Source organism: Pseudomaricurvus alcaniphilus (assembly GCF_011440395.1).
Taxonomy (GTDB): domain Bacteria; phylum Pseudomonadota; class Gammaproteobacteria; order Pseudomonadales; family Cellvibrionaceae; genus Pseudomaricurvus; species Pseudomaricurvus alcaniphilus.
This window is the reverse complement of the sequence record NZ_JAAOIX010000010.1, coordinates 1-22,355: the sequence shown is the minus strand read 5'-3', so window position 1 is coordinate 22,355 and position 22,355 is coordinate 1. Positions and strand designations below refer to the sequence as shown.

Sequence of the window (22,355 nt, the reverse complement as noted above, 5' to 3'; positions counted from 1 at the left end):
GCAATAACTCCGGAGGCGAGCAGCTGATGTTATTTTATCCCACCGAACAGGCCGCAGAGAGATTACGGCAAACCTCCGCTGAGCAGCACTACCGCGATCGCAATAAACAACTCCAACCTCACAACTAACGTTAACACCAATAAAGTAAAAACCAATAACGGAGAAAATAAAATGAACATTCCAATAGAGTTTCTCAATCGAAGCGCTGGGCAACTTTTTTTTAGCTGCCTGCTGGTATTCCTCAGCCATCTTGCCGTTGCCGATAACGAGGATGAGCTATCGCTGATATCGCCCGATGGTACCATCCGGATTGTGGTCGAAGTCAACAAGGTTGTCAGCTACAGCGTTGCCGTGGATGGCAAGCAGGTGTTGAAGCCGTCAAAACTGTCATTGCAGATCGATAAAAAGCTGGACTTGCAGCACTCGCCCAAGGTGCTAGAGGTCAAGCGCCGTAACGTGGACCAGATACTGCAACCGGAAGTACGAGTTAAATCTGCCACTATTCGCGATCATTTCAACGAGATGACATTGGTATTTGATAACCAGTACTCGGTGGTTTTCCGTGCCTACGATAACGGCGTCGCGTATCGCTACGTAACCACTCTGCCGGGTGAAGTCACCGTCAATTCCGAGCTGGTGGAGTTAGTATTTAGTCAGGACAGCCACGTTTACTACCCTGAAGAAGAAGACTTCTATTCACATAACGAGCGCGCCTATATCTACCAGCCACTGGCTGATATCGGCAAGAAAAAATTGGCCAGCACACCGGCCTTGGTGAGCACGGCGGGAATAAAACTGCTGATCACAGAGTCATCACTGCAAGATTATGCAGGCCTGTGGCTGCTTGGCAATGGCAAGGACCGTCTGGTTGGTACCCTGCCTACCTTCCCATTGCAAAAGCAGACACTGCAGGGCGAGGGTCCTGGCCCGGACCGCAACGAACCAATTACCAAGCGCGCCAACTACCTGGCAAAAACCAGCGGCAACCGCAAATACCCCTGGCGCATTCTCGCTATCGCGAGGCAGGATGGCGACCTGATCAACAACCAGTTGTCCTACCAGCTCGCAGTACCCAACCGGATCGGCGACACCAGTTGGATAAAGCCCGGTAAAGTTGCCTGGGACTGGTACAACGCCAACAATCTCTATGGTGTTGATTTCAAGGCCGGCGTTAATACCGAAACCTACATGTATTACATTGACTTCGCTGCCGATTACGGCATTGAATATGTAATACTCGACGAAGGCTGGTACCCGCTGGGAGACCTGCTGGGCTCGCTTCCCAATATGGATGTACCGGCACTGATCGCCCACGCCAAATCTAAAGGCGTTGAGATTATTTTATGGACCTCATGGATGACCCTGCGCGACCAGTTCGACGCCGCCATGGATCGCTTTGCGGAGCTCGGGGCGGTGGGTATCAAGCCTGACTTTTTTCAGCGCGACGATCAGGAAATGGTAAATTTCTATTGGAAGATCGCCGAGGAAGCTGCCAAGCGCAAGCTGCTGGTGGATTTCCATGGTTCCTACAAACCGGCCGGCCTGCGCCGTACCTATCCCAACGTAATCTCTCGTGAAGGTGTTCGCGGCCTGGAATGGAACAAGTGGAGTTTGCTTAGTACTCCTGAGCACAATGTGACCCTGCCGTTTATTCGCATGGTTGCAGGCCCCATGGACTACACTCCCGGCGCCATGTCCAATGCCCACGGCCCGGCCACCTTTAAACCTGTCGACCCCAATGCCGGTGACGCTCAGGATTTCGCCCAGCGCTTCGAACGCCCCATGAGCCAGACTACCCGCGTACACCAGATGGCGATGCTAACGGTGTTCGAAAGTCCACTGCAAATGCTCGCTGATTCTCCCAGTAACTACCGACGCGAGCACGAGTGCACCGAGTTTATGGCTGCCGTACCGTCAGTTTGGGATGAAACCCGAGTGTTACATGGCAGTATTGGTGACTACATTGCACTCGCCCGGCGCAAGGGTGCCCACTGGTTTATCGGCGCCATGACAGATGAGAACGCGCGCGAGCTGGATATTGACCTGTCCTTTCTTGGCGCAGGCAATTATGAAATGGTGGCGTTCCAGGACGGCATCAACGCCGACCGCTGGGCCGAAGACTATAAAAAGGTTACTTTAGATGTAACCGCCAAGACACAAATCAAGGCCAGCCTAACCGCAGCCGGTGGTTGGACAGCGCGCCTGACACCAAAGTAGTAGCGCAGAAAGTTGTTGATCCTGCGGAGCAGCAATAATAATTGTGCGCAATGGCAAGCAATGGCGGGTCGCCAAACGACCCACGGCGCAACCTGAAAATAAGTAATTTCTTGGGGGAGACATGAACAAAGTCGTATATTGGTCACTTACTGTCGCCGTTGCCGGCTTTCTGTTTGGCTTTGATACCGCGGTAATCTCCGGGGCGGACAAACCAATCCAGCAATTGTGGCAGACCAGCCCGTTGTTTCACGGCGCTTTTATTATGTCCTCTGCCTTGTGGGGCACTGTGATCGGCGCACTTGCAGGTGGTATTTTCTGCGATGCGCTGGGCCGCAAAAAAACCTTGATCGGCGTCGGTGCACTCTACCTGGTCTCTGCGCTGGTTTCCGCAATTGCGCCGGATCCCTATACCTTTTCTTTCTTTCGCTTTCTGGGCGGGCTCGGCGTGGGCGCCTCGTCCATTGCGGTACCGGCCTATATCTCGGAGATCGCCCCGGCCAGAATTCGCGGCCGGCTGGTGGCCACCTATCAGTTCCAGATCGTGTTCGGCATCCTGGTTGCCTTTCTCTCCAATTACCTCATTGCAGAATTGGTTGGCCTGAACTGGCGGATCATGCTGGGCATAGAGGTTATTCCCGCGGCCCTTTTCCTGTTGATGGTGCTGGGTGTGCCGGAAAGCCCGCGCTGGCTTATCCGCCGCAAAAATGACATTGAAGGCGGTCGGGCCGTGCTGCAGCAGATCGGCGAGGCCGTGGGTGAAACCGAGAACGTAGACACCGTGGTGGCCAGGATCCAGGCCGATGCCCAGCAGCACAAAAAGGACCATCTGTATAACAGGATCTATGCGTTTCCCATTTTATTGGCATTCCTGATTGCCGCTTTCAATCAGTTGTCCGGGATTAATTTTATTCTCTACTTTGCGCCGCGGGTGTTCGAACTCGCCGGCCTGGATGCCAGTTCAGCCCTGCTGTCCAGCGCCGGTATCGGTGTTACCAACCTGGTGTTTACCATGCTGGGGCTGTACCTGATCGACAACTTAGGGCGCAAGACCCTGATGTTGATCGGCTCCATCGGCTATATCGGGTCACTGTCAGTGGTGGCATGGGCCTTTCACAGCGGCGCCGGTGGCTTTTTGGTTGTGTTCTTCGTGTTTACCTTTATTGCTTCCCATGCCATCGGCCAGGGCGCTGTAATCTGGGTGTTTATCGCCGAGATCTTTCCCAACAGCGTACGCGCCACCGGGCAATCGCTCGGTGCCAGCACCCACTGGGTTTTTGCGGCGGTAATCACCCTGGTCATGCCGTTCTTCCTCAGCCGCTTCGAGCCCACCGGTATATTCACCTTTTTCACCGGCATGATGGTGCTGCAGTTGCTGTTTGTGTTGTTTATGATGCCCGAAACCAAAGGCCGCTCACTGGAAGACCTGGGCAAAGACGTCTACGAACATCACCTATCCTAATTCCATGAATAAGGAGTATTGTGCATGAAAACCCTTCTTATAATGCTCACCGCGCTGCTGCTATCGGGTGCAGCGCAGGCCAATCCAGTACAACCGGCGGATCTCTACCAGGAGCCCCACCGGCCGCAGTTTCATTTCACTCCCGAGCAGAAGTGGATGAACGACCCCAACGGTATGTTCTACTACCAGGGCGAATACCATCTGTTCTACCAGTACCACCCCTACAGCAATGTCTGGGGTCCGATGCACTGGGGGCACGCGGTGAGTACCGATATGGTGCACTGGGAGCACCTGCCCGTGGCAATCTACCCGGACTGGCATGGCGCCATCTTTTCGGGCAGCGCCGTGGTGGACTGGAATAACTCCTCGGGGTTTGGAACAGAGGACAATCCACCGTTGGTGGCCATATATACTTACCACAACCACCTGATACAAGATTTTGGCGGCAGCGATTACCAGTCCCAAGGGGTCGCCTATAGCCTGGACCGCGGGCGCACCTGGACCAAGTATGAAGACAACCCCGTCTTAAAAAACCAGGGCGACCGGGACTTCCGCGACCCCAAGGTTTTCTGGTATGCGCAGGAGCAAAAATGGATCATGTCGCTGGCGGTCAAGAACAGGATCAGCTTTTATTCCTCGAAGAACCTGAAGAGCTGGACGTTTGAAAGTGATTTTGGCCTGGATTGGGGTGTCCATGAAGGGGTGTGGGAATGCCCCGACCTGATTGAAATTCCGATTGCCGGGTCGGATAAAAGCAAATACCTGTTGCTGGTCAGCATCGTTGCCGGCGGCCCCAACGGCGGCACTGCAACACAGTATTTTGTTGGTGATTTTGACGGCCGGGAATTTACGGTCGACCCCAGCCTGCAAAACCTCAAGGTCGTGCCCGCGACCTTCCCCAAGGGGAAAACATTCGAGGATTTCGAAAAGTCGCTGTCACGCTGGACTGCAACCGGTGACACAACAGAACTGAAGATGATAGAAACAACCATCATGGACAGCGCCATTCATGGTAAATCCTTTCTCTCTACCGAGGCCCGCGGCAGTGCCGGTACCGGCTCGCTGCGCTCCACAACCTTTACCATCAAGCAGCCCTTTATCAACTTTTACGTGGGCGGCGGTGCTGACGAGAGCCAACAGGGCATGCGCCTGCTGGTAGACGGGAAGGTGGTTCGCCGTGCCGCGGGCAACAATTCCCAGAGCATGCGAGTTGCAAGCTGGGATGTCAGTGAATTCAAGGGCCAGCAGGCACAGCTGGAGATTATAGACCAGGCCGATGGCCGCTGGGGACACACCCACATCGATAATATCGTGTTTGCCAAGCAAGCGGCGATGCCCCGGCAGGAGTCCGCACTGTGGCTCGATTACGGCACCGACAACTATGCCGGCGTCACCTGGTCCGATATCCCGGCAGAAGATGGCCGGCGCCTGTTTATCGGCTGGATGAGCAACTGGGACTATGGCGGCGCCACCCCTACGGAACGCTGGCGCAGTGCCATGACCATTCCGCGGAAACTGACGCTACACCAGTCCGATCAGAGCTTCAGGGTGCACTCCCAGCCAGTGCGGGAGCTGGAAAAACTGCGCGCGGGTAAAACCAGCCTCGAAAACCTCAGCTTTGACGGCGTGCTGGACCTGGGCAAGAAGTTGCGCCGCCTTAACGGAACCATGGAAATCCTGCTTTCGCTGGACACCTTGCAGTCTCCGGCTGTAACCCTGACGCTGGCCAATGAGGCCGGGGATCAAACCCTGTTCACCATTGACCGGCAACAGGGTGTGTACAAACTGGACCGAACCCGATCGGGCAAGGTGGATTTCGACGAGTCATTTGCCAGCGTGCAGACCGCGCCCATTGTCGGCGACGCCAGCGCGGTGTCGCTGCAAGTCTTCGTCGATCACTCATCGGTTGAGATCTTTATCAACGCCGGCGAGACGGTCATGACCGCTCAGGTTTTCCCCACTCAACCCTATTCCAGCGTGCAACTGAGCAGCGACGGCCAGGTTGAGGTGGAATCCGCCGACCTGTACACACTCAAATCAATCTGGGGTAAAAAATAGGGGCAGCAGTGCGGGGAAATTACAGCGCCGCCGCAGCCTTCAGGTTCTCCAGCGCACGCTGCACCAGTTGTTGCAGGTCACCATCGTGGGTGAATCCGAGTCTATCCGCTGCAATTGTACTCACCGGCGGCAGCGCACCGAACCCCGCTTCCAGCGCAGCATCCGGGGCATAGGAAACGGCTTCGATAGGTGCGCCAGTCTGGCGGCAGATCTCGGCGACCAGGTCGGCTACTTGAACTCTCAGTGTTGGCAGCGTCAGCGCACGGTCTGCGGGAGCCTCGCCCAGATCAGCACTTAGTGCATGGGCGAAGTTGGCCGCGGCGCAATCGAGTGATGTCAACCAGGTAGTCGCCTTGGGGGAAACCGGCATAACGAATGACTCGCCGGCGGACAGTGCGTGAAAGACGTCGCTCAGGAACGCCGATTTCATACCCGATGGACCTTTCGGCCTCGCGATTACCCCCGAGAGCCGCAGTGAAAGGGCATCCAGGGCCCCGCGTCGCGTCAAGGTCGCGAGCCACTGTTCCAACATCGCTTTGTGGGCACCATAGAGCATTGTCGGCGCCAGCGGCGTGGCGTCGTCGACGCGGGCCGGCAACGGACTCCCAAACACCGCAATGCTGCTGGCGAACAGGAATCGCGGCGGCTTGCCCGCCTCTGCCGCGGCTGCGGCCAATGCCATCGTTGCTTCGATATTGACGCGCCGGGCGAGATCCGGATTCTGTTCAGCGGCGCCGCCGGGTACCGTTGCCAGGTGGACTACAGCGTCGCAGCCATCCGCCATGGCGGCTTGCAAACTATTGACGTCGCACAAATCACCCGTGACAGGCGTAGCGTGCGCGAGTTTCGGAATGCCATCGGCGACCGAGTCCAACGCCACCACATCGTGGTCTGCGAGTTGCTCGACCAGTGTGCGACCGAGGAAACCGCCGGCACCGGTAATGATTATGCGCATGGCGTTACCTGGGTTATCGATTTATTTTCAGGGCTTCAACTCTGCCAACGGTTGGCCATCGTGCAGGTAAGGCCCCCGGGCTTCGATCAGCACGAAAATAATGCGGCAGGTTTCGGTTTTACTCGGATTGCGCCACAGGTGAATGGTGCCGCGCTGCACGATCACGTCACCGGCGCGGCAGGTTTCCACCACCCCGTCATCCAGTTCCAGTTCAACGGTTCCCGCCAGGATGATACCGTAGTCGATGCTGTTGGTGCGGTGCATCGGTGACTCGCCACCCGGCAGCATATCGGTCACGCGTATGACTGAACCACCGTTGAGCGTAAGCCCCGCATCGCGGTCGCGACCGTCGGTCTCATCATTGAGGTCCACGGGTACTTGCGCCGTGCTCCAGAGGGTTGCGAAGTCCGCATCACCGGAGGGAATAGTCTCAGGCTGGATCACATCCTTCGAGCGAAATACGGCGCGACCCTTGTCGTCGTGGCCTGTGACCACACGACGAATCGGCACTGCTTTTCTTGCCATTGCAGGCCCCCCTGACCGCGCCTTTTTCAGGCTTGGTTTACTCTGCTTGCGTTCTGAGTTTTTCGATTATTCGACGCGCCTGATTTGCGCCGGCATCCACATGAATACTGACCATGGGCTGATCGCCAAACTTGAGCATATTCTGGTACTGGTTCTCGATTACCACCTTGTCCTCTTCAAAAGTCAGCGCAGTTTGGTCCACCACTTTTTTCAATGTCCCTTCGGGGTCTGTCTGGGGATTGGTGGCAATTGTCCAGATGTAGTGAGCGGACGTTTCCGTTTCAGGAGTTACTCCGTGAAAGCCGCGCATATGAAATCCGCCCCGATCGGGGTTGTCCAGGTCTTCTGTTCCAGCGTTCACCCCGCCAGTCCAGATCTTCAGGTGTGATGGCAAAAACTCAATCTCCTGCCAACGATCAATTTTTTCCTTGAAGGGATAGGCAGCAACGTAGGTCGGGGGCGGCGTGGAATCGCGCATGTGACGCACCACCCTTACGCAATCGCCATCGGCAGTTGTTTTCATATCAGCGTTCATGTGCGTACCGGGATCACCACCGATGGTGCGCAGATGCACATAGCCCAGATGACTTAAATCCAGAAGGTTATCGTGAATCAGTTGATAGGGTGCGCGATAATGGTAGACGCCCCCCCCCCAAATATAGTCGCCGCTGGAATGCACCGGGTAATCGGGGGCAGAACTTACTGGTTCAGTCTGTTCGTCCTGACCAAACCATATCCACACCAGCCCGTCTTTTTCCTCGACAAAAAAACTTTTCACTTTTGCACGGCGCGGAATAACATCCTGCCCGGGCACTTCTATACACTGCCCCGAACCGTCATACAACATGCCATGATAGCCACAGCGAATACCACCCCCATCCAGGGTACCGCTGGACAAGGGTAAGGCGCGATGGCAACAGCGGTCTTCCAGTGCCGAGACTTTGCCGCTGGCATCGCGAAACAACACCACGGCATGATTTAGCAGGGTTCTTGCCAGCGGTTGATCCGCCAACTCTGTACTGAGTGCGGCTACATACCACTGGTTCAGCGGAAATGGAGTCTTGTTCTGGGTGGTCAGGTCGCAGACACCGGGAATATGTAATTTGACGCTCATAACTATTATCTCTCGCGTTGTAAAAAAGCGTTACCCTTTGAGCACTTCGCTGACTTTCTCCCAGGCGTCAGCCCCACAGGATTTCATCAAGCCAATGTAGGCGGGGTTGTGCCAATCGCGCACCGCCATTTGATACGCCGAAGTATCTCGCATCCGCGCCAGCCATCGCTGCAACTGCGGATACCCGGACCACCAGGCAGACAACTGCAACTGCTCCAGGCGTTCGATATAAGGCAGGAATGACAGGTCCGCCAAACTGATGTTTTCACCCACCAGCCAGTCGTTAACAGCCAAAGCTTTCGCCATATCCGCCAGCAATTTATCGTAGGCCAGTGCGGCTAAATAGAACCTGGGCGAGGCCATACCGTTGACTACGATATCTTTCATCACAGCTCTGCGGGCCGGGTCAGCCATGCTGTTAAAAAAGCCCTGTAAGGCTTCGTCGGTTGGATAGCGTTCCAGCATCTGGTGGCGAAACGCAATACAGAAACTGAGCACCGCCACCTGTTCATGCAAGCCGGCATCGAGGCGCGTCAACCAAACCCGCACTTGCGCCCGCTCTAATGGCTGCACTGGCAGTAATGGCGATTGGGGGAATACCTCTTCAAGGTACTCGATAATCACGTTGGATTCGTAGACTACTTGCTTGTCGTGCAGCAATATCGGCACCAAACCCTTGGGGCTGATTTTTAAAAAATCCGGGGCAAATTGCTCGCCTGCACGCAGGTTGAGATTGGTCCCTTGCCACTCCAGGTTTTTAAACGCCAGCACCAGGCGCACTTTTTGTGCGCATACTGACATATCGTTGTGATAGAGCTCCAGCATCAATCAAGGCCTCAAATAGGCTGCGCCAACGCCATCATGGATTCGCGCATAATGGCAGAGTGCTCAGCTTTATCGCCCCCTTCGATTTCAATTTGTCCGAGACGTGCGGAGTTCTCAACTACCATGCGGCAGCGCTCCCAGCGACGATTCTGGAAGGCATCAAGGGCGGGTTCCAGCGCTTCGCTGCTGCCCAATTCATCCGCCAATACGATGGCGTCTTCAATACCGATACAGGCGCCCGAAGCCAGGTGCGGGATGGTGGCGTGAACCGCATCGCCAATCAAAACCACGCGCCCCTTGTACCAGGGCCGAGGCACCAGCAGGGAATCCAGCGGTCGCAGCATAACGTGGGAATCTTCGCCAATGGCCGCTGCCAGCTCCTGCACCGTGGGCGCACTGAAGTGGTCCAGCAACAATTGCTTGAGGATGGCGGGCTCTTCGGCTGGGTCGAAACGCTGGCGCGTTTCACTATTCACGGTCAGGAACAGGTAGACCTGATCTTTGGACATGGGGTTGATGCCCGCTTTCAAGTGCTCACCCACCCACATCATAGTGCCTTTGCACTCCGCCGGACGGGGCAGAACGGCACGCCAGACTCCCAGCCCGGCATAGGCTGGTTTGGGAGCGCCTGGCAGCAGCCAGTCACGGGTTTTGGATTTGACACCGTCGGCGCCTATGACCAGATCGTAGCGATCGCTGCTGCCGTCGGTGAAGGTAACGGCCACACCCTCGTTGTCCATTTCCAGGTTTTGATAAGTCTGGCCCAGACGCACTTTGGTGCCGTTCTGCTTGACCTTGTCGGACATTATACGCGCCAATACCGGCCGCATGATTGCCCCGGTACCCGGAATGTTCGGGCCGGCGAAACGCGGGGTTGGAATATGTTGCAGGTGGTGTCCATTGGGTGCAAATACATCCAGGCCGTCGTGCCCGCTGCCGTGCTGCAAAAATTCATCCAGTATGCCCAGCGTGTCGAAAGCCCTCAGCGTGGCACCACCAATGCTGATACCGGCGCCGTCGGCTTGCCAATCGGGATCGATTTCAACCAGGTGGGTTTCGATACCCTGTTTGCGCAACTGGATAGCGGCTGACATACCGGAGAAACCACCACCAATAATCAATACTTTAGAAACGGAATGAGTCACGGGCTTTCGCCTCCAACGTTGTTATCGTTAAGTTCTGCCAACACGCAACCATCGTCGCGGATTTGCAAAGGCACCCGGGTAAGTGATTCACCCAGGCAGGGACCTGCAGTGCAGAGTCCCGTTGCTATCTCAAAATGTGCACCGTGGGCGGCGCAGACGATGGTTTCGCCAAACGGGTCGAGGTAGGCATCTTTGCGCCAGGGCAGTGACGTCTGGCCCCGATAGTGAGGACACTTGTCCTCATAGGCGAAGACTTTGTCACCGCTGCGCACAATAAATACCGTGTCGCTACCCTGGTGTTGAGGATCGAAGCCTTTGGCGCTGCCATCGGCGAGATCGTCAAGGTGGCAAAGGGGCACCGTCTGTCGCATTTTATTTGCCCGGTGGTGGGCCCATAGGTGCCCACTTTTCCCGGTACTGGAACAGGAACGCCTGGGAATTATCAGCGCCCGGCGGTAATTCACGCGCGGTCCAATTATCGTCGTGCAGATCCATATCGGCGTCGTATTCCATATTGCAACCGAACGGGCTCTTGAAATACCAGAACCAGTTGGAGCCAAACAGGTGCCGTCCCGGCCCCCAGAAGCTCTGGTAACCCTTGTTCACCATATTGGTTCCGGCCTGCATTACCTCGGTCGGCCCGCCCATATGGAAGGTAAAATGTTCGATACCCTGCATATGCGGCGGAGTCTGGATAAAGAACAGGGTGTGGTGATCATCGGTACCCGCAGGGCGCATAAACGGGCCCACATGATGAAAGCGATCGGTAGTGACAAAGCCCAGCCGATCCGCGTAAAACGCTTCCGCTTTGGCGAAATCCGGCACAAAATAAACCACATGCGACAGCGAACGCGGCTTGGGGCTGGCTTCCTTCTGCACGCCGACGGTGTTGACCGGGCGCAGTGCCGAAGAACCGGGGGCATTGACCACTTCCGCGGCCAGCGACAGCGCTTTGCGCACTGTCACCTGGAAGCCCAGCACAAAACCCAGGTCGTCCACTGCTTCCAGGGAGCCGTCGTCGAGCTGCTTGACCTCGCGGTCCTTGCCCAGCTCCGCAGCGATGGCATCCAGGGTTTGCTGGTCCGCTACTCCGTACACGGTTTTACGCAGGCTTGTGCCAGTTGCCAGCGGCGCTGGCAGCGTCGGGTCATCCTTGGGCAGCACGATCACCGCGGTGCCGTCGAGTGCCTCAAAGCGGCCATTGCCCTTGGGCTCCAGACCGTAGTCGGTAACATATTGGCTACAGGCTTCGACATCGTCGACGCCAAAAACAAGTGCATCAGGTCCAATAATATTCATAATTTTTCATGCTCCAATTCTTAGGAAATTCGGCCGCCCAGAGTCTCGGCAACCCAATCGGCGATGTAGTGACCGGCGTTAATGCTGTTGTCAAAACTGGAGTGCTGTACTCCACCTTCGCGCTCGGTAAATATTTTCAGTTCGCGCTTGGGGCTGTTGACCAGCTGCTCGTAGGTGCGCTCTGCCCATTTCAGAGGAATCTGCGAATCTTTGCTGCCGTGGGTCACCAGGAAAGGCACTTTGATTTTCTCCACCACGCCGTCGAGATGGACGTTCTCGGCGATCTGCATAAACTCCTCAATATCTTTCGCACCCCAGACCCAGCAGACGTGGTTCCAGTAATGGGGTACCGGGAGGTTGCCCTCTTTTGCAAGGCGGCGTTTTTGCACATCACGCCAGTCGTGGTTTGCCCCCCAAACAACACCGGCAGCAAAACGCGGTTCGAATGCCACTGCGCGCGGGCAGTAGTAACCGCCCAGGGACACACCTTCCATACCGATACGCTTGCTGTCTACATCCGCGCGGGTTTCCAGGTAATCCACCACGCGGCTGGCCCAGTGTTCACTGTCGTAGCGGGCGCTAAAGTTTTGCAGGCGCAGGGCTTCGCCGGTACCCGGCTGGTCCACAATCAGCGACGCCACACCGCGCTTGGCGAGCCAACTCGGCAGGCCAACGCGATATTTCATTTCCTTGGTCGAGTCCAGGCCATTGACCTGTACCAGGATAGGTTGCGGACCATCGACATCTTCGGCAGGCACATAGAGCGCCGACAGGTGTTTGCCCTCGTAAGGGATTTCCACCCGTTGGCACTTGGCTTTGGACAGCGCAACACCTTTCAGGAACAGCTCCAAAGAGCGCTGGTAAAGTTGCAGCCGGCCTTCGGCGCCATGCGCTTGCAGGCGCTCACAGGTGCCCAGGTAAATGGAGGCACGGGAATACTTTTCGCCGGCAGAGAGCAGCCGACCTCGGGCCTCATCTTCTTCCGCCAGGCCACACAGTTTATCGGCCATCTTCTGCCAGGTATCGCGAAAGGCCTTGGTACCGGCAGCATCCGGCTGCTTGGCGGCTTCTTTAAGGGGCTCGCACATCTCCTGGATTTCACCAATACGGGCGCCCATTTCTATGGCCAGGTTGATGGACAGGTCCCACACGTAGTTGGTTGGAAAATATCTGAACATAAGAATTCCTCGGTTGCTGTTGTGTCGGCGACTGCTCGCCTTCAACGATTAACTTTCAGCCATTTAGCTGCGACTATTCATCGTAAAAAATGGCCACCGCGCGCACAAAACCGGCGGATGCGTGTTTGATCTTGTAGGGGAAGCAGGACACGGTAAATCCGTGCGCCGGCAAGGCCTCAAGATTGGCGAGTTTTTCCATTTGGCCGTAGCCAATATCGCGACCGGCCTTGTGCCCCTCCCAGATAATGGAAGCATCACCGCTGGCCTCGAAGCGCTCGCGAGTGTATTTGAACGGTGCGTCCCAGCTCCAGGCATCGGTACCCACCACTCTTACGCCGCGCTCCAGCAGATACATCGTGGCTTCGCGCCCCATGCCAACACCCGCCAGCAAATACTCCGGTGTGCCAAATACCGAGCCAGCGCGGGTGTTGACCAGCACGATATCCAGCGGCTGCAGGTCATGACCAATACGTTTTAACTCCGCTTCAACCTCCTGCGCCGTGACCACGTGGCCGTCCGGCAGAGCGCGAAAGTCCAGTTTGACACCGGGCTGCAGGCACCAATCCAGCGGCAGCTCATCAATACCGTAAGCCGGCTTGCCACCGTCAGTGGTTGAGGCGTAGTGCCAGGGGGCATCCATGTGGGTGCCGCTGTGGGTGGTGATTTGTAATCGTTCCGCCGCCCAGGCTTCACTGCCGGGTAAATCGTCAATGGTCAGGCCCGGAAACATGGCCTCCATTTCCGGCCAACCCTCCTGGTGATCCGTATATTCAACATGTGGCCGCAGTGGCGGCGGATCATTATTGGGGTTGTTATCCAGAGTGACGGAAAGATCAACCAAACGACGCTTGCTGGTAGACATAATTATTCTCCGTATGGCTTAACTTGCTGGTCGATGGCGCCAAAAAGCGGCTTGCCTTCCAAATCGAGCGCTTCCATTTTCACCCGGTCCCCGAATTTCATAAAACCGGTTCTGGGCTGGCCAAACTCGATCATTTCCAGCGCCCGCTTTTCCGATATACAGGCGGCCCCGGCGTCAAGGTCATTATTGGAAACAGTACCAGAGCCAATCAAGGTGCCTGCACTCAAATTGCGGGTGAGCGCTGCGTGGGCGATTAACTGATCGAAGCCAAAGTGCATTTCACTGCCATGGGGATGACCAAACCACTCACCGTTCCATTCTACCTTTAACGGCAGCTTAACCCGCGCATTGCTCCAGGCCGCTCCCAACTCATCGGGAGTTACCGCGACCGGTGCAAAACCGGTGGTAGCTTTGGCCTGCAAAAAACCAAAGCCAGTCTGCATTTCACGGGGTGCGAGAGCACGCAAACTGATATCGTTGAGTTGCAGAATCAGCTTCACATGATCCAGTGCCTGATCGACCGGACAACCCATAGGAACCTTGTCCACCAACACGGCAAATTCGCCTTCAAAATCAATACCGTGTTCTTCAGCGGGCAGCACTATGTCGTCGCGGGGGCCAATAAAATCATCGCCCGCGCCCTGATACATCAGCGGAATTGTATCGGCGTTGGCAATGGGTTCCAGGTGAAAGGCCTTTTGCATGCGTTCGCCGTGGGTGAGAAAACAGGAGCCGTCGAGCCACTGCCAGGCCCGGGGCAGTGGTGCCATCGCCTGGGAGGCGTCGAAATCGAAAGCGTCCGCCCGCTCATTGTTATTCAATGCCTGATAGCACTGCTCCAGTTCCCGAGCCACTTCGGACCAGCGTTCAACGGCCACTTGCAGCGTCGATGCGATTGAACTGGCATCTACAGCGCGACTCAGGTCTTTCGAAACAACTACCAGCCGGCCGTCACGATTTTTGTCTTTCAGGGTTGCTAGTTTCATAAATAGTTTTTCTCTTGGCCTGGACTTCAAAAACGGTTTTCCGAAGAAACAGGGAAGGCTACCCTACCCGTAAAGCCTGTATCTCGGATAGGGTCACCTATTTTACTTATCTCGCCAGATTAAAAGTTCGCCCGCAGACGTACGCCATAGGTTTTAGGTGGCGAGTATATTGCGTAGGAAAGCCCACGGTTGGAGACATTGGTGTTGGCACTCACCCTTTCATCCGTCAAGTTTCGCACGAAAGCAGAGATTTCCCAGCGAGCATCATCCAGCGACAGTGTCGCATCCAGATTGAACGTGGTGTAAGCGTCAGATACTGTCTCTTTCAAAAAGAGGAAGTTTGTTTGTCGCTCATCTCTATATGAAGCATTGGCAGTCAATGACAGATCAGAATTTTCGAAATCGATGACATGATTAACACTTAAATCTGCACCAAAGTCCGGGTTATAAAGCAACGAATTACCTGAACAATCGAAGCTTTCCAGGCCGGCATTAACACCCGAAGACGCACAACCAAACCTACCCCTGCCCGGATCAGAAATAAGCTGCAGCTTGTTGTATTCAGCATCTGAAAACTGGAAATTGCCGCTTATTGTGGTGTTGTCAGTAGCCGCCCAGATGAAATCGACATCGATACCCTGAATCGTGGCATCAGCATTGGCGATTGGGAATGCGGACGCACCTTCCAACGTAGTGAAATACGTTACTTGTTGGCCGTCATATTTCCAATAGAATAGTTCGGCGTTGACCTGCAAGGTATTTTCCAAAAAGCGGTTTTTTGAACCGATGGTAAAGGCGTCAATATATTCTGGATCATAAGTAGGGCTGACAACACTGAGATCAACGCCGCCGGCACGATAGCCGGTCTCAAAACCGGCATAGAGAAGGTTACTTGGCCCCCAATCCCACTCTACCCCGACACGATAAGTGACTTCGCTATAGTCAAGCTCAGACTCGAGAAAGCCATCGCCCACATTAACAATCACAGCCAAATTGGGTGAAATACCGCCGGGAGCGAGCAGAGGAAATACGCCATCATCTGCCGTCGATCCGGGAGCAATCTCGCCTCTCGCGACTAAATCGGCAATAAATTCATCACGATCGGATGTAATGGCGTGAGCCGGAATGGCGCCAGACGCACAACCATTAGCAAAACTGCGTGGGGGGGTCAGGAAATTAGGGCCCGCCGGCGCGCCACCACAGAACGTTACAAACGTATCACTAATGCCCCTGGCATATTTGCTGTCTTCTGTATAGCGAACTCCTGCATTTAAACGAAATGTATCCGTAACATCAAATGTCCCTTGCCCGAAGATCGCCCAGGAATCTCCGCCATTGTCATAATTTTGAATGGGAGACGTATAGTTTTGCGCAAACACACCACTTGTACTGATCTCTTCATCGATATAGAACGCGCCAATAATGCCGTTTAAAGGGCCGTCCAAATCGGTTGCAAAACGCAGCTCAAAACTGGTTTGATTATTCTCTTCAAGCGTTTTCGCAGGAGCAAAACCCGGACCCGAAAATTGGTAATCCTGCTCCGACTCTCTATAAGCTGGAATGAACGTCAATGTACCAGCGTCTGTTTGGTAATTAATTTCGGCCATATAGCCCGTGAAACTGATATCTTGATACAATTCGCTTGTGTCGATCGGCTTGAAAAATGCAAACGACGGGGTGTGAAGAACACCTGTTCGAATTGCATTTGCACCGGCTGCCGTGGGCCCACTACCAATCGGCAAACCTGAGGGTATAAATTCAGCAAGTGAACCAGGTGTATTATTGTAAGTCCCGACCAAATCTCCGCCGTTCCCCATCCCATTAATTTCGGAGTAATCCGCTGCAAATCGCACGGATAAATTCTCGTTGGGCTCTACTAAAAGCTGCGCACGCACACTGTAGGAATCCTGATCATTTGAGCCGTCATCAGAGTAGCCATCGCGCTCCAGTTTGTTACCAGAGAGCCGAATTGCAGCTGTTTCGGCAAGTGAGATATTCGCGGCCCCCTGCACACCAACTTTAGAATAGTTTCCAAATTCGCCCTGCAGATAACCGGAGTTTTCACCCAGGACTGGTTTTTGTGGAATATAGTTTACAACGCCGCCCGTCGCATTTCGGCCATATAGCGTGCCCTGGGGGCCTTTCATCAGCTCTACACGCTCTAAATCATATAAAGCCTGGCCAGCCGCACCACTTGACCGTCCGAGGTAAATACCATCAACGTTTTGAGCAACGGCAGAATCTGTCAATGGATTAACTGTGAGCGCCCCGACCCCGCGAATAAAAAAGCTCGTCAAGGGACCGCCGCCAGCGCTTATTCCCAGAGACGGGGATAATTTGCCAAGATCCTGTGCGGACTCCATGCCAGACTGCATCAGCGCTTCTTGGTCATATGCCTGAATCGCAACCGCAGCATCTTGCATCGACTGCTCGCGGTGTTGCGCAGTTACGATGACTTCCTCAAGAACGCCTTTGGAGCTCGCCTGGGTTCTATTGTCATTCGTTTGCGCGAATGCCGATGAAGCGCCAAGTAATAAACTCAAAATGGTTAAACTGGACATAGTAGGAGGTGACTTAAGCATTATCGTAATTCCTCTGTGAAAGATGTTGAAACTATCCTGCTTATTGCTGTTTGCATTAGCGCGAAAGTGGCTAAAGAAATGGGTGCTCTGCGCATTGAAATCTCCGATTTATTATTTAGGTAGAGACAATGAAGCGTTAATAAAAGCCTACATCAATTAAGCTGTTAGCGAGATTACTCCTTGACAATCAATAAATAAAATTGTTTATATCTATACATTACGATCAATAAACAATATAGGTAGTCAAATGAGATTCAAGGCGCTGGACCTTAATCTACTGGTGGCACTGGACGTACTGCTGGAGGAGAAAAACGTTACTCGGGCGGCGGAACGACTCAATGTAAGCCAGCCGGCAATGAGCGCCGCCCTGTCGCGCCTGCGGGACCACTTCAAAGAGCCGCTGCTGGTATTGCATGGCAAACGTATGGTGCCCACCCCCGCGGCACTGATGATGCGGGAACCGCTGAAGGCCCTGCTCCAGGACGTGGAGATCCTGGTGACCAAGACTACCCATTTTGACCCGCAAGACTCCGACCGGCGCTTCCGCATCATCACCTCCGACTACCTGCTTGCCGTTATTTTCACTTCCCTGACACAAAAGCTGGAGCAGATCGCACCCGGAGTCACCATGGAGTGCTTTCAGCCCTCTGAGCGGACCCTGTCACTGCTGGACCAGGGTGATATTGACCTGGTTATCACCCCCGAGGAGCATGTTTCCCCCAATCACCCCAGCGAACTGCTGTTCGAGGAAAAATACGTTGTGGCCGGTTGGGCAAAGAACCCGGCGCTCAAACGCCGCAAGATAAAGGAGAAAGATTTCTTCAATGCCAGGCATGTGGTGGTGGAAATTGGCCAGTTGGCGCGCTCCTCTTTTGCCGAAACCCACCTGCGCAACTTCAACGAAAGACGCCGCATTGATATGAAAGTGCCTTCCTTTCTCATCGCCCCCGAAATGGTGGTTAACACCATGAAACTGACCGTGATGCACGAGCGACTGGCGCGACTGTTTGCGCAACGGTTGGATATCGCCATAGCCGAGATGCCGTTCGACTTTCCGGTTATGCGCGAGATGATCCAGTTTCACGAATCACGCCGGCATGATGCCGGCCTGCGCTGGCTGGTTGACCAGATCAAACAACTGATCTGAAATCGACGGGTGATTGACGGCTGGATTCAACCGGGGTTTTAAGCGCCTTCTTTAAGCGGACGCGCCGGCGCCACCAATTAATAATATTGATCGTTTACTATCGAATAAAATAATTTCATTTATACAAGGCGCTGTGTTGCAATAACGATCAATAGGAACTGGAACTTAAGTGCTTTCATCCGCAATCTAACCGGGACCAATCTAACCGGGACAGTCACTTGCCCGCACGGGCTGGTAGTGCCTCCGGCTCGGCCTATGAAACAGCGCGGACCTACGGCGCAAGTTTCTTCTGCAACCACCAGGCAAGCGAATAAATAAAGGATATGAGAATGAAAACAACTCGACACCTGACACTGCTGGCATGCAGCCTGATGCTGTTTGCATGTCAGCAAATAACTGCTGATTCGGCCTCCTCACCCGTTGCGTCTGCACGCCCCGGCAACGCCTTTATCACACTCGGCACAGCCGGTGGCCCCGAGGGTGAGGCCAGCCGTTCACAGCCGGCTAACGCGCTGCTGGTCGGCGACGACGTGTATCTTGTGGATGCCGGCGATGGCGCGGTGGGTCAGTTGAAAAAAGCCGGATTGCGCTTGCCACAGGTGAAAGGGCTGTTTATCAGTCACAACCATTTTGACCACACCGGCGGCGTGCTGGCAATCCTCGGCTTGCGTATGCAGCTCCATGCCTACAATACGCTGACCATTTACGGCCCCCCGGGTACCAAAGCCTTTATCGAGGGGCTCCTGGCAGGCATGGAGCCGGCGAGGAAAGCCGCCTACGGCATGCCCGGCCAGGAGTGGAAAGCCAATGTCGAGGTCAAAGAGTTGACCCACGGTTCGGTGGTTGAGCTGAACGGAGTCAAAGTTACGGCAGCCGAAAACTCTCACTTCAAGATCCCGGAAAACAGTAACCTCGAGGAAAAAGCGAAATCCCTGGCCTTCCGTTTCGACCTGGAAGATCGCTCCATTGCCTTTACCGGGGATACTGGACCGAGTGATGCTGTCGCAAAGCTGGCCCGCGGCGCTGACCTGCTTATCAGTGAAATGATGGACATTCCGGCGGTTATGGAAAGCATTCGCAAGGTAAACCCGAACATGCCCCAGCGGCAGCTCGATGGCATCGAATGGCATTTCAGGGCCCACCATTTACTGCCAAGCCAGGTTGGCGAACTGGCAGCAAACGCCGGGGTCAACAAGGTAGTGGTTACCCACATGGTGCCCGATATCAGCACTGAAGCCATGGTAAAACACTACCAGTCTGAAATCGGCAAACTGTTCGACGGTGAAATCGTAATTGCCAATGACCTCGATCGATTTTGAATAACCCCGCCACAAGTGGAGTAACCATGAGCCAGACACAACTCTATATGGCACCGGGCACCTGCGCGCGGGTGCCCTCTATCTGCCTGGAAGAGGCCGGACAGGATTTCGAAACCGTCCTCATCCGCTTTATGCAAGGCGAGCACAAGTCGCCGGATTTCAAGAAGCTGAACCCCAAGGGTAAGGTGCCGACGCTGGTCATTGACGGCGAAGCGCTGACCGAGAACGTTGCTATCATCACGTACTTGAACGAACGGTTTCCAGAGGCGCAACTCATGCCAGAGGCGGCGGACGCGCTGGCCCGTGCCCGCCAGATTGCCGACCTGTGTTTTTGTTCGGCGACCCTGCACCCGATCGTTACCCGCATACGCATGCCCCACTTCTTTGCCAGCGAAGCCGCAGCACAATCGATCTGGGAAAAAGGCTGCAGTGCCATGACAGAGTTTTTCAGCCTAATAGAGAACCGCCTGACTGACCAACCCTGGTGGTACGGCGACCAGTGGAGCGCCATGGATGCCTATTTGTACTGGGTATTCTGGCGGGTCGAAGGTGCCGACTTTGATGTCACCCCTTTCCCCCGTTTCAAGGATCATTCCAAGCGAATGGAAGAGCGTCCCGCAGTCCAGCGGGCATGGCAACGTGAGCGGGCCGCAATGGCGCAACTCGAAGCCGAAGGCCTCACTTTCAAGCCACCTTCACGGTAAAAGGGAGCGGGATAAAAGGGGTCGGTGACACTTGAGAATGGTTTGCATTTGTCACCGACCCCTTTTGAATCCAGGAGCCGGAAATCACAGTGGTGCGACGCTCGAAGAAGCAGCCGTTTCGGCGCAATGAAAAGCGGCGTCACTGCCAGACTACTACCGGGCTATCAGTACCTAGCTCAAATTCGATTTCGGCTCAGCCAACCATGGCACCGGGACTCCGTAGTGATGCCGGGGTAAAACACGACAAGACTGAAACAGGCAAACTGCTTGACGGCGAAATCAGTATTGCCAATGACCTAAACCGCTGCAGAGATATAACTGACAACAGGGGCAAATAAAATGACAATCACCACTACCGCAGGAGAAACGGCCGTGAGCACGAGCAAATCCGCTTCTACCAAGCATGGCATAATACTGCTGTTAGCCGCAGTCATGCCCCCCATGGCAATTATCTCGTTGATTCCGGTCTTGCCGCTGCTAATGCAGGAATTCAGCGGCGTCGAAGGCAGCCAGTTTCTCGTGCCGGTCGCCATGACCATCCCGGCGCTTTGTGTCGCCCTGTTTTCTCCCATCGCCGGCTGGATATCCGATCGCGTTGGCCGCAAGAATCTGCTGGTCATTACACTGCTCATCTACGCGGCAGTTGGCGTCACGCCCTACTTCCTCAGCGACATCATGCATATTATTGCCGCTCGTATCGGGTTAGGCCTGGCCGAAGCGGTCATTATGACTATCGCCACAGCGCTGATTGGTGACTATTTCACCGGCAAGGAGCGGGAACGCTGGGTTGGACTACAGTTTGCCACTGTCAGTTTAAGCGCCATTGTACTCATCGCCGTTGGCGGCGTTCTCGGCGAGTTGTTTGGATCCCGCGGTCCTTTCCTGCTGTATATTCTGGCGATTCCTGTGGCCCTGTTGGTCGCGCTGGTCCTGTTCGAGCCGAATCGTTCTGCCAGGCAGGCATCCGAGAGCGGCGCAAAACTTCCGTTTGCCCGCCTACTGCCGCTGTTGCTGACGACACTATTTGTCGGCATCATTTTCTACACAGTTATGGTTAAGCTGGGCGAGATTCTCGGCCTTAGCGCTGAAGTCTCACCCGGCCAGATCGGAGCAATCGGCGCCGCTGCCAATATCGGTGTTGCGGTCGGCACGATGTTGTTCCGCCGCTTCGGCAACGCATCCGGCCCGCTGCTGGTGTTGATAGGTCTGGCGCTTGCGGCCGTTGGGTATATGGGGTCGGGTCTGTCCGGATCACTGGCCGTGACCACTGTATCTGTCATCATCGCCTCTCTGGGTTTCGGCATACTGTTACCAACAATGCTGACCTGGGTGCTGCAGTTACTGCCGGACAATGTCCGCGGTCGCGGCACAGGTCTGTGGACCGGCATCTTCTTTTTCGGTCAGTTCTTTGCGCCGCTGCTTGCCGCAGCACTGCAAAGCAAGCTGGGCGGTTTGGAAAACCTGCTGTTGCTGTTTGCCGGACTGTGTGCGGCTGGTGTTGTGCTGGCGGCGGCCAGGCTGAAGGGTGCCACGAGCCTGCTGACGAAGTAGGCTGGCAATTAAAAACCTGTTTGGGCCCAATGTAAGCTTGTTGGGCCCAATGTAAGCTTGTTGGGCCCAATGTAAGCTTGCAGAAAATAGAAATCGGGAATAATCGGTCGTGTATCCATTTAATTTTAACAGCATTATCGTACGCAACTGCTGGTACATGGCCGCATTTTCTAACGAAATTTCCCGTGAACCCATAGAGCGCACGCTGTTAAACAAACCTGTAGTCTTGTTTTCGGCTGGGTGATGATGAGCTAGACCGCTTCCAACTTGAGTCTGAATTACAAGTTCGACAACAGGATGTCGATGCCTGTTAACGCCGGAGTAAAAGCGCGGTTATTTGCCGCCGTTTGATTTCACGCAACACCGCCATTACACCGCCTCGTAATCGCCCTATTTTGCTTACGGGCGCTCAGAAATCGATGTTGTCGT

At 54.9% G+C, this 22,355-nt stretch carries 18 protein-coding genes; 7 read left to right on the top strand and 11 right to left on the bottom strand.

Going from position 1 to position 22,355, the window contains the following annotated elements; genetic code table 11:
• Window positions 1-171 precede the first annotated feature (171 nt).
• The 3 genes from G8764_RS17725 (at window position 172) to G8764_RS22830 (ending at window position 5,734) form a co-directional block, all read left to right on the top strand.
• Window positions 172-2,217: a glycoside hydrolase family 97 protein gene (locus tag G8764_RS17725; RefSeq protein ID WP_166166110.1), complete on the top strand. Its 2,046-nt coding sequence runs from the start codon at window positions 172-174 to the stop codon at window positions 2,215-2,217.
• A gap of 121 nt (window positions 2,218-2,338) precedes the next feature.
• Window positions 2,339-3,676, top strand: coding sequence for a sugar porter family MFS transporter (locus G8764_RS17720; RefSeq protein WP_166166108.1), 1,338 nt, complete (start codon window positions 2,339-2,341; stop codon window positions 3,674-3,676).
• Window positions 3,677-3,700: 24 nt separating this feature from the next.
• The gene (locus tag G8764_RS22830) at window positions 3,701-5,734 is read left to right on the top strand and encodes a glycoside hydrolase family 32 protein (protein WP_166166106.1); all 2,034 of its coding nucleotides are present in this window, start codon (window positions 3,701-3,703) and stop codon (window positions 5,732-5,734) included.
• Between the two features lie 19 nt (window positions 5,735-5,753).
• Here the strand turns inward: G8764_RS22830 and G8764_RS17710 are convergent, their stop codons facing one another.
• The 11 genes from G8764_RS17710 to G8764_RS17660 form a co-directional block, all read right to left on the bottom strand.
• Window positions 5,754-6,689 carry an NAD-dependent epimerase/dehydratase family protein gene (locus G8764_RS17710; protein ID WP_166166104.1) on the bottom strand — a complete coding sequence of 312 codons (936 nt, stop codon included), beginning with the start codon at window positions 6,687-6,689 and terminating at the stop codon, window positions 5,754-5,756.
• A gap of 27 nt (window positions 6,690-6,716) precedes the next feature.
• On the bottom strand, window positions 6,717-7,214 hold the full coding sequence (locus G8764_RS17705) for a cupin domain-containing protein (protein ID WP_166166102.1): 498 nt from the start codon (window positions 7,212-7,214) through the stop codon (window positions 6,717-6,719).
• Between the two features lie 37 nt (window positions 7,215-7,251).
• Entirely contained in the window at window positions 7,252-8,328 is a 1,077-nt protein-coding gene (locus tag G8764_RS17700) for an aromatic ring-hydroxylating oxygenase subunit alpha (RefSeq protein WP_166166100.1), read from the bottom strand.
• Between the two features lie 30 nt (window positions 8,329-8,358).
• Window positions 8,359-9,153 carry a glutathione S-transferase family protein gene (locus G8764_RS17695; protein ID WP_166166098.1) on the bottom strand — a complete coding sequence of 265 codons (795 nt, stop codon included), beginning with the start codon at window positions 9,151-9,153 and terminating at the stop codon, window positions 8,359-8,361.
• A gap of 11 nt (window positions 9,154-9,164) precedes the next feature.
• Entirely contained in the window at window positions 9,165-10,298 is a 1,134-nt protein-coding gene (locus G8764_RS17690; RefSeq protein WP_166166096.1) for an FAD-dependent monooxygenase, read from the bottom strand.
• Window positions 10,295-10,669, bottom strand: a complete 375-nt coding sequence (locus G8764_RS17685; RefSeq protein WP_166166094.1) for a Rieske (2Fe-2S) protein — start codon at window positions 10,667-10,669, stop codon at window positions 10,295-10,297. The genes G8764_RS17690 and G8764_RS17685 overlap by 4 nt, the downstream gene beginning before the upstream one ends.
• A 1-nt stretch (window position 10,670) precedes the next feature.
• Window positions 10,671-11,597: a VOC family protein gene (locus tag G8764_RS17680; protein WP_166166092.1), complete on the bottom strand. Its 927-nt coding sequence runs from the start codon at window positions 11,595-11,597 to the stop codon at window positions 10,671-10,673.
• Between the two features lie 20 nt (window positions 11,598-11,617).
• Window positions 11,618-12,775, bottom strand: coding sequence for an alpha/beta hydrolase family protein (locus G8764_RS17675; protein ID WP_166166090.1), 1,158 nt, complete (start codon window positions 12,773-12,775; stop codon window positions 11,618-11,620).
• A 73-nt stretch (window positions 12,776-12,848) separates the two neighbouring features.
• Entirely contained in the window at window positions 12,849-13,637 is a 789-nt protein-coding gene (locus G8764_RS17670) for a cyclase family protein (protein WP_166166088.1), read from the bottom strand.
• A gap of 2 nt (window positions 13,638-13,639) precedes the next feature.
• Window positions 13,640-14,623, bottom strand: a complete 984-nt coding sequence (locus tag G8764_RS17665) for a fumarylacetoacetate hydrolase family protein (protein ID WP_166166086.1) — start codon at window positions 14,621-14,623, stop codon at window positions 13,640-13,642.
• Between the two features lie 119 nt (window positions 14,624-14,742).
• A complete protein-coding gene (locus G8764_RS17660; RefSeq protein WP_243748881.1) occupies window positions 14,743-17,205 on the bottom strand; it encodes a TonB-dependent receptor in 2,463 nt (820 codons plus the stop codon).
• Between the two features lie 247 nt (window positions 17,206-17,452).
• On the opposite strand from G8764_RS17660, the gene G8764_RS17655 reads away from it, so the two are divergent.
• The 4 genes from G8764_RS17655 (at window position 17,453) to G8764_RS17640 (ending at window position 21,926) form a co-directional block, all read left to right on the top strand.
• A complete protein-coding gene (locus G8764_RS17655; RefSeq protein ID WP_166166084.1) occupies window positions 17,453-18,352 on the top strand; it encodes a LysR family transcriptional regulator in 900 nt (299 codons plus the stop codon).
• 329 nt (window positions 18,353-18,681) lie between these two features.
• On the top strand, window positions 18,682-19,671 hold the full coding sequence (locus G8764_RS17650) for an MBL fold metallo-hydrolase (RefSeq protein ID WP_166166082.1): 990 nt from the start codon (window positions 18,682-18,684) through the stop codon (window positions 19,669-19,671).
• 26 nt (window positions 19,672-19,697) lie between these two features.
• Window positions 19,698-20,375: a glutathione S-transferase family protein gene (locus tag G8764_RS17645; RefSeq protein WP_166166080.1), complete on the top strand. Its 678-nt coding sequence runs from the start codon at window positions 19,698-19,700 to the stop codon at window positions 20,373-20,375.
• Window positions 20,376-20,714: 339 nt separating this feature from the next.
• Window positions 20,715-21,926 (top strand): MFS transporter, encoded by a 1,212-nt coding sequence (locus G8764_RS17640; RefSeq protein ID WP_166166078.1) that lies wholly within the window; start codon window positions 20,715-20,717, stop codon window positions 21,924-21,926.
• The last annotated feature ends 429 nt before the right edge of the window (window positions 21,927-22,355 follow it).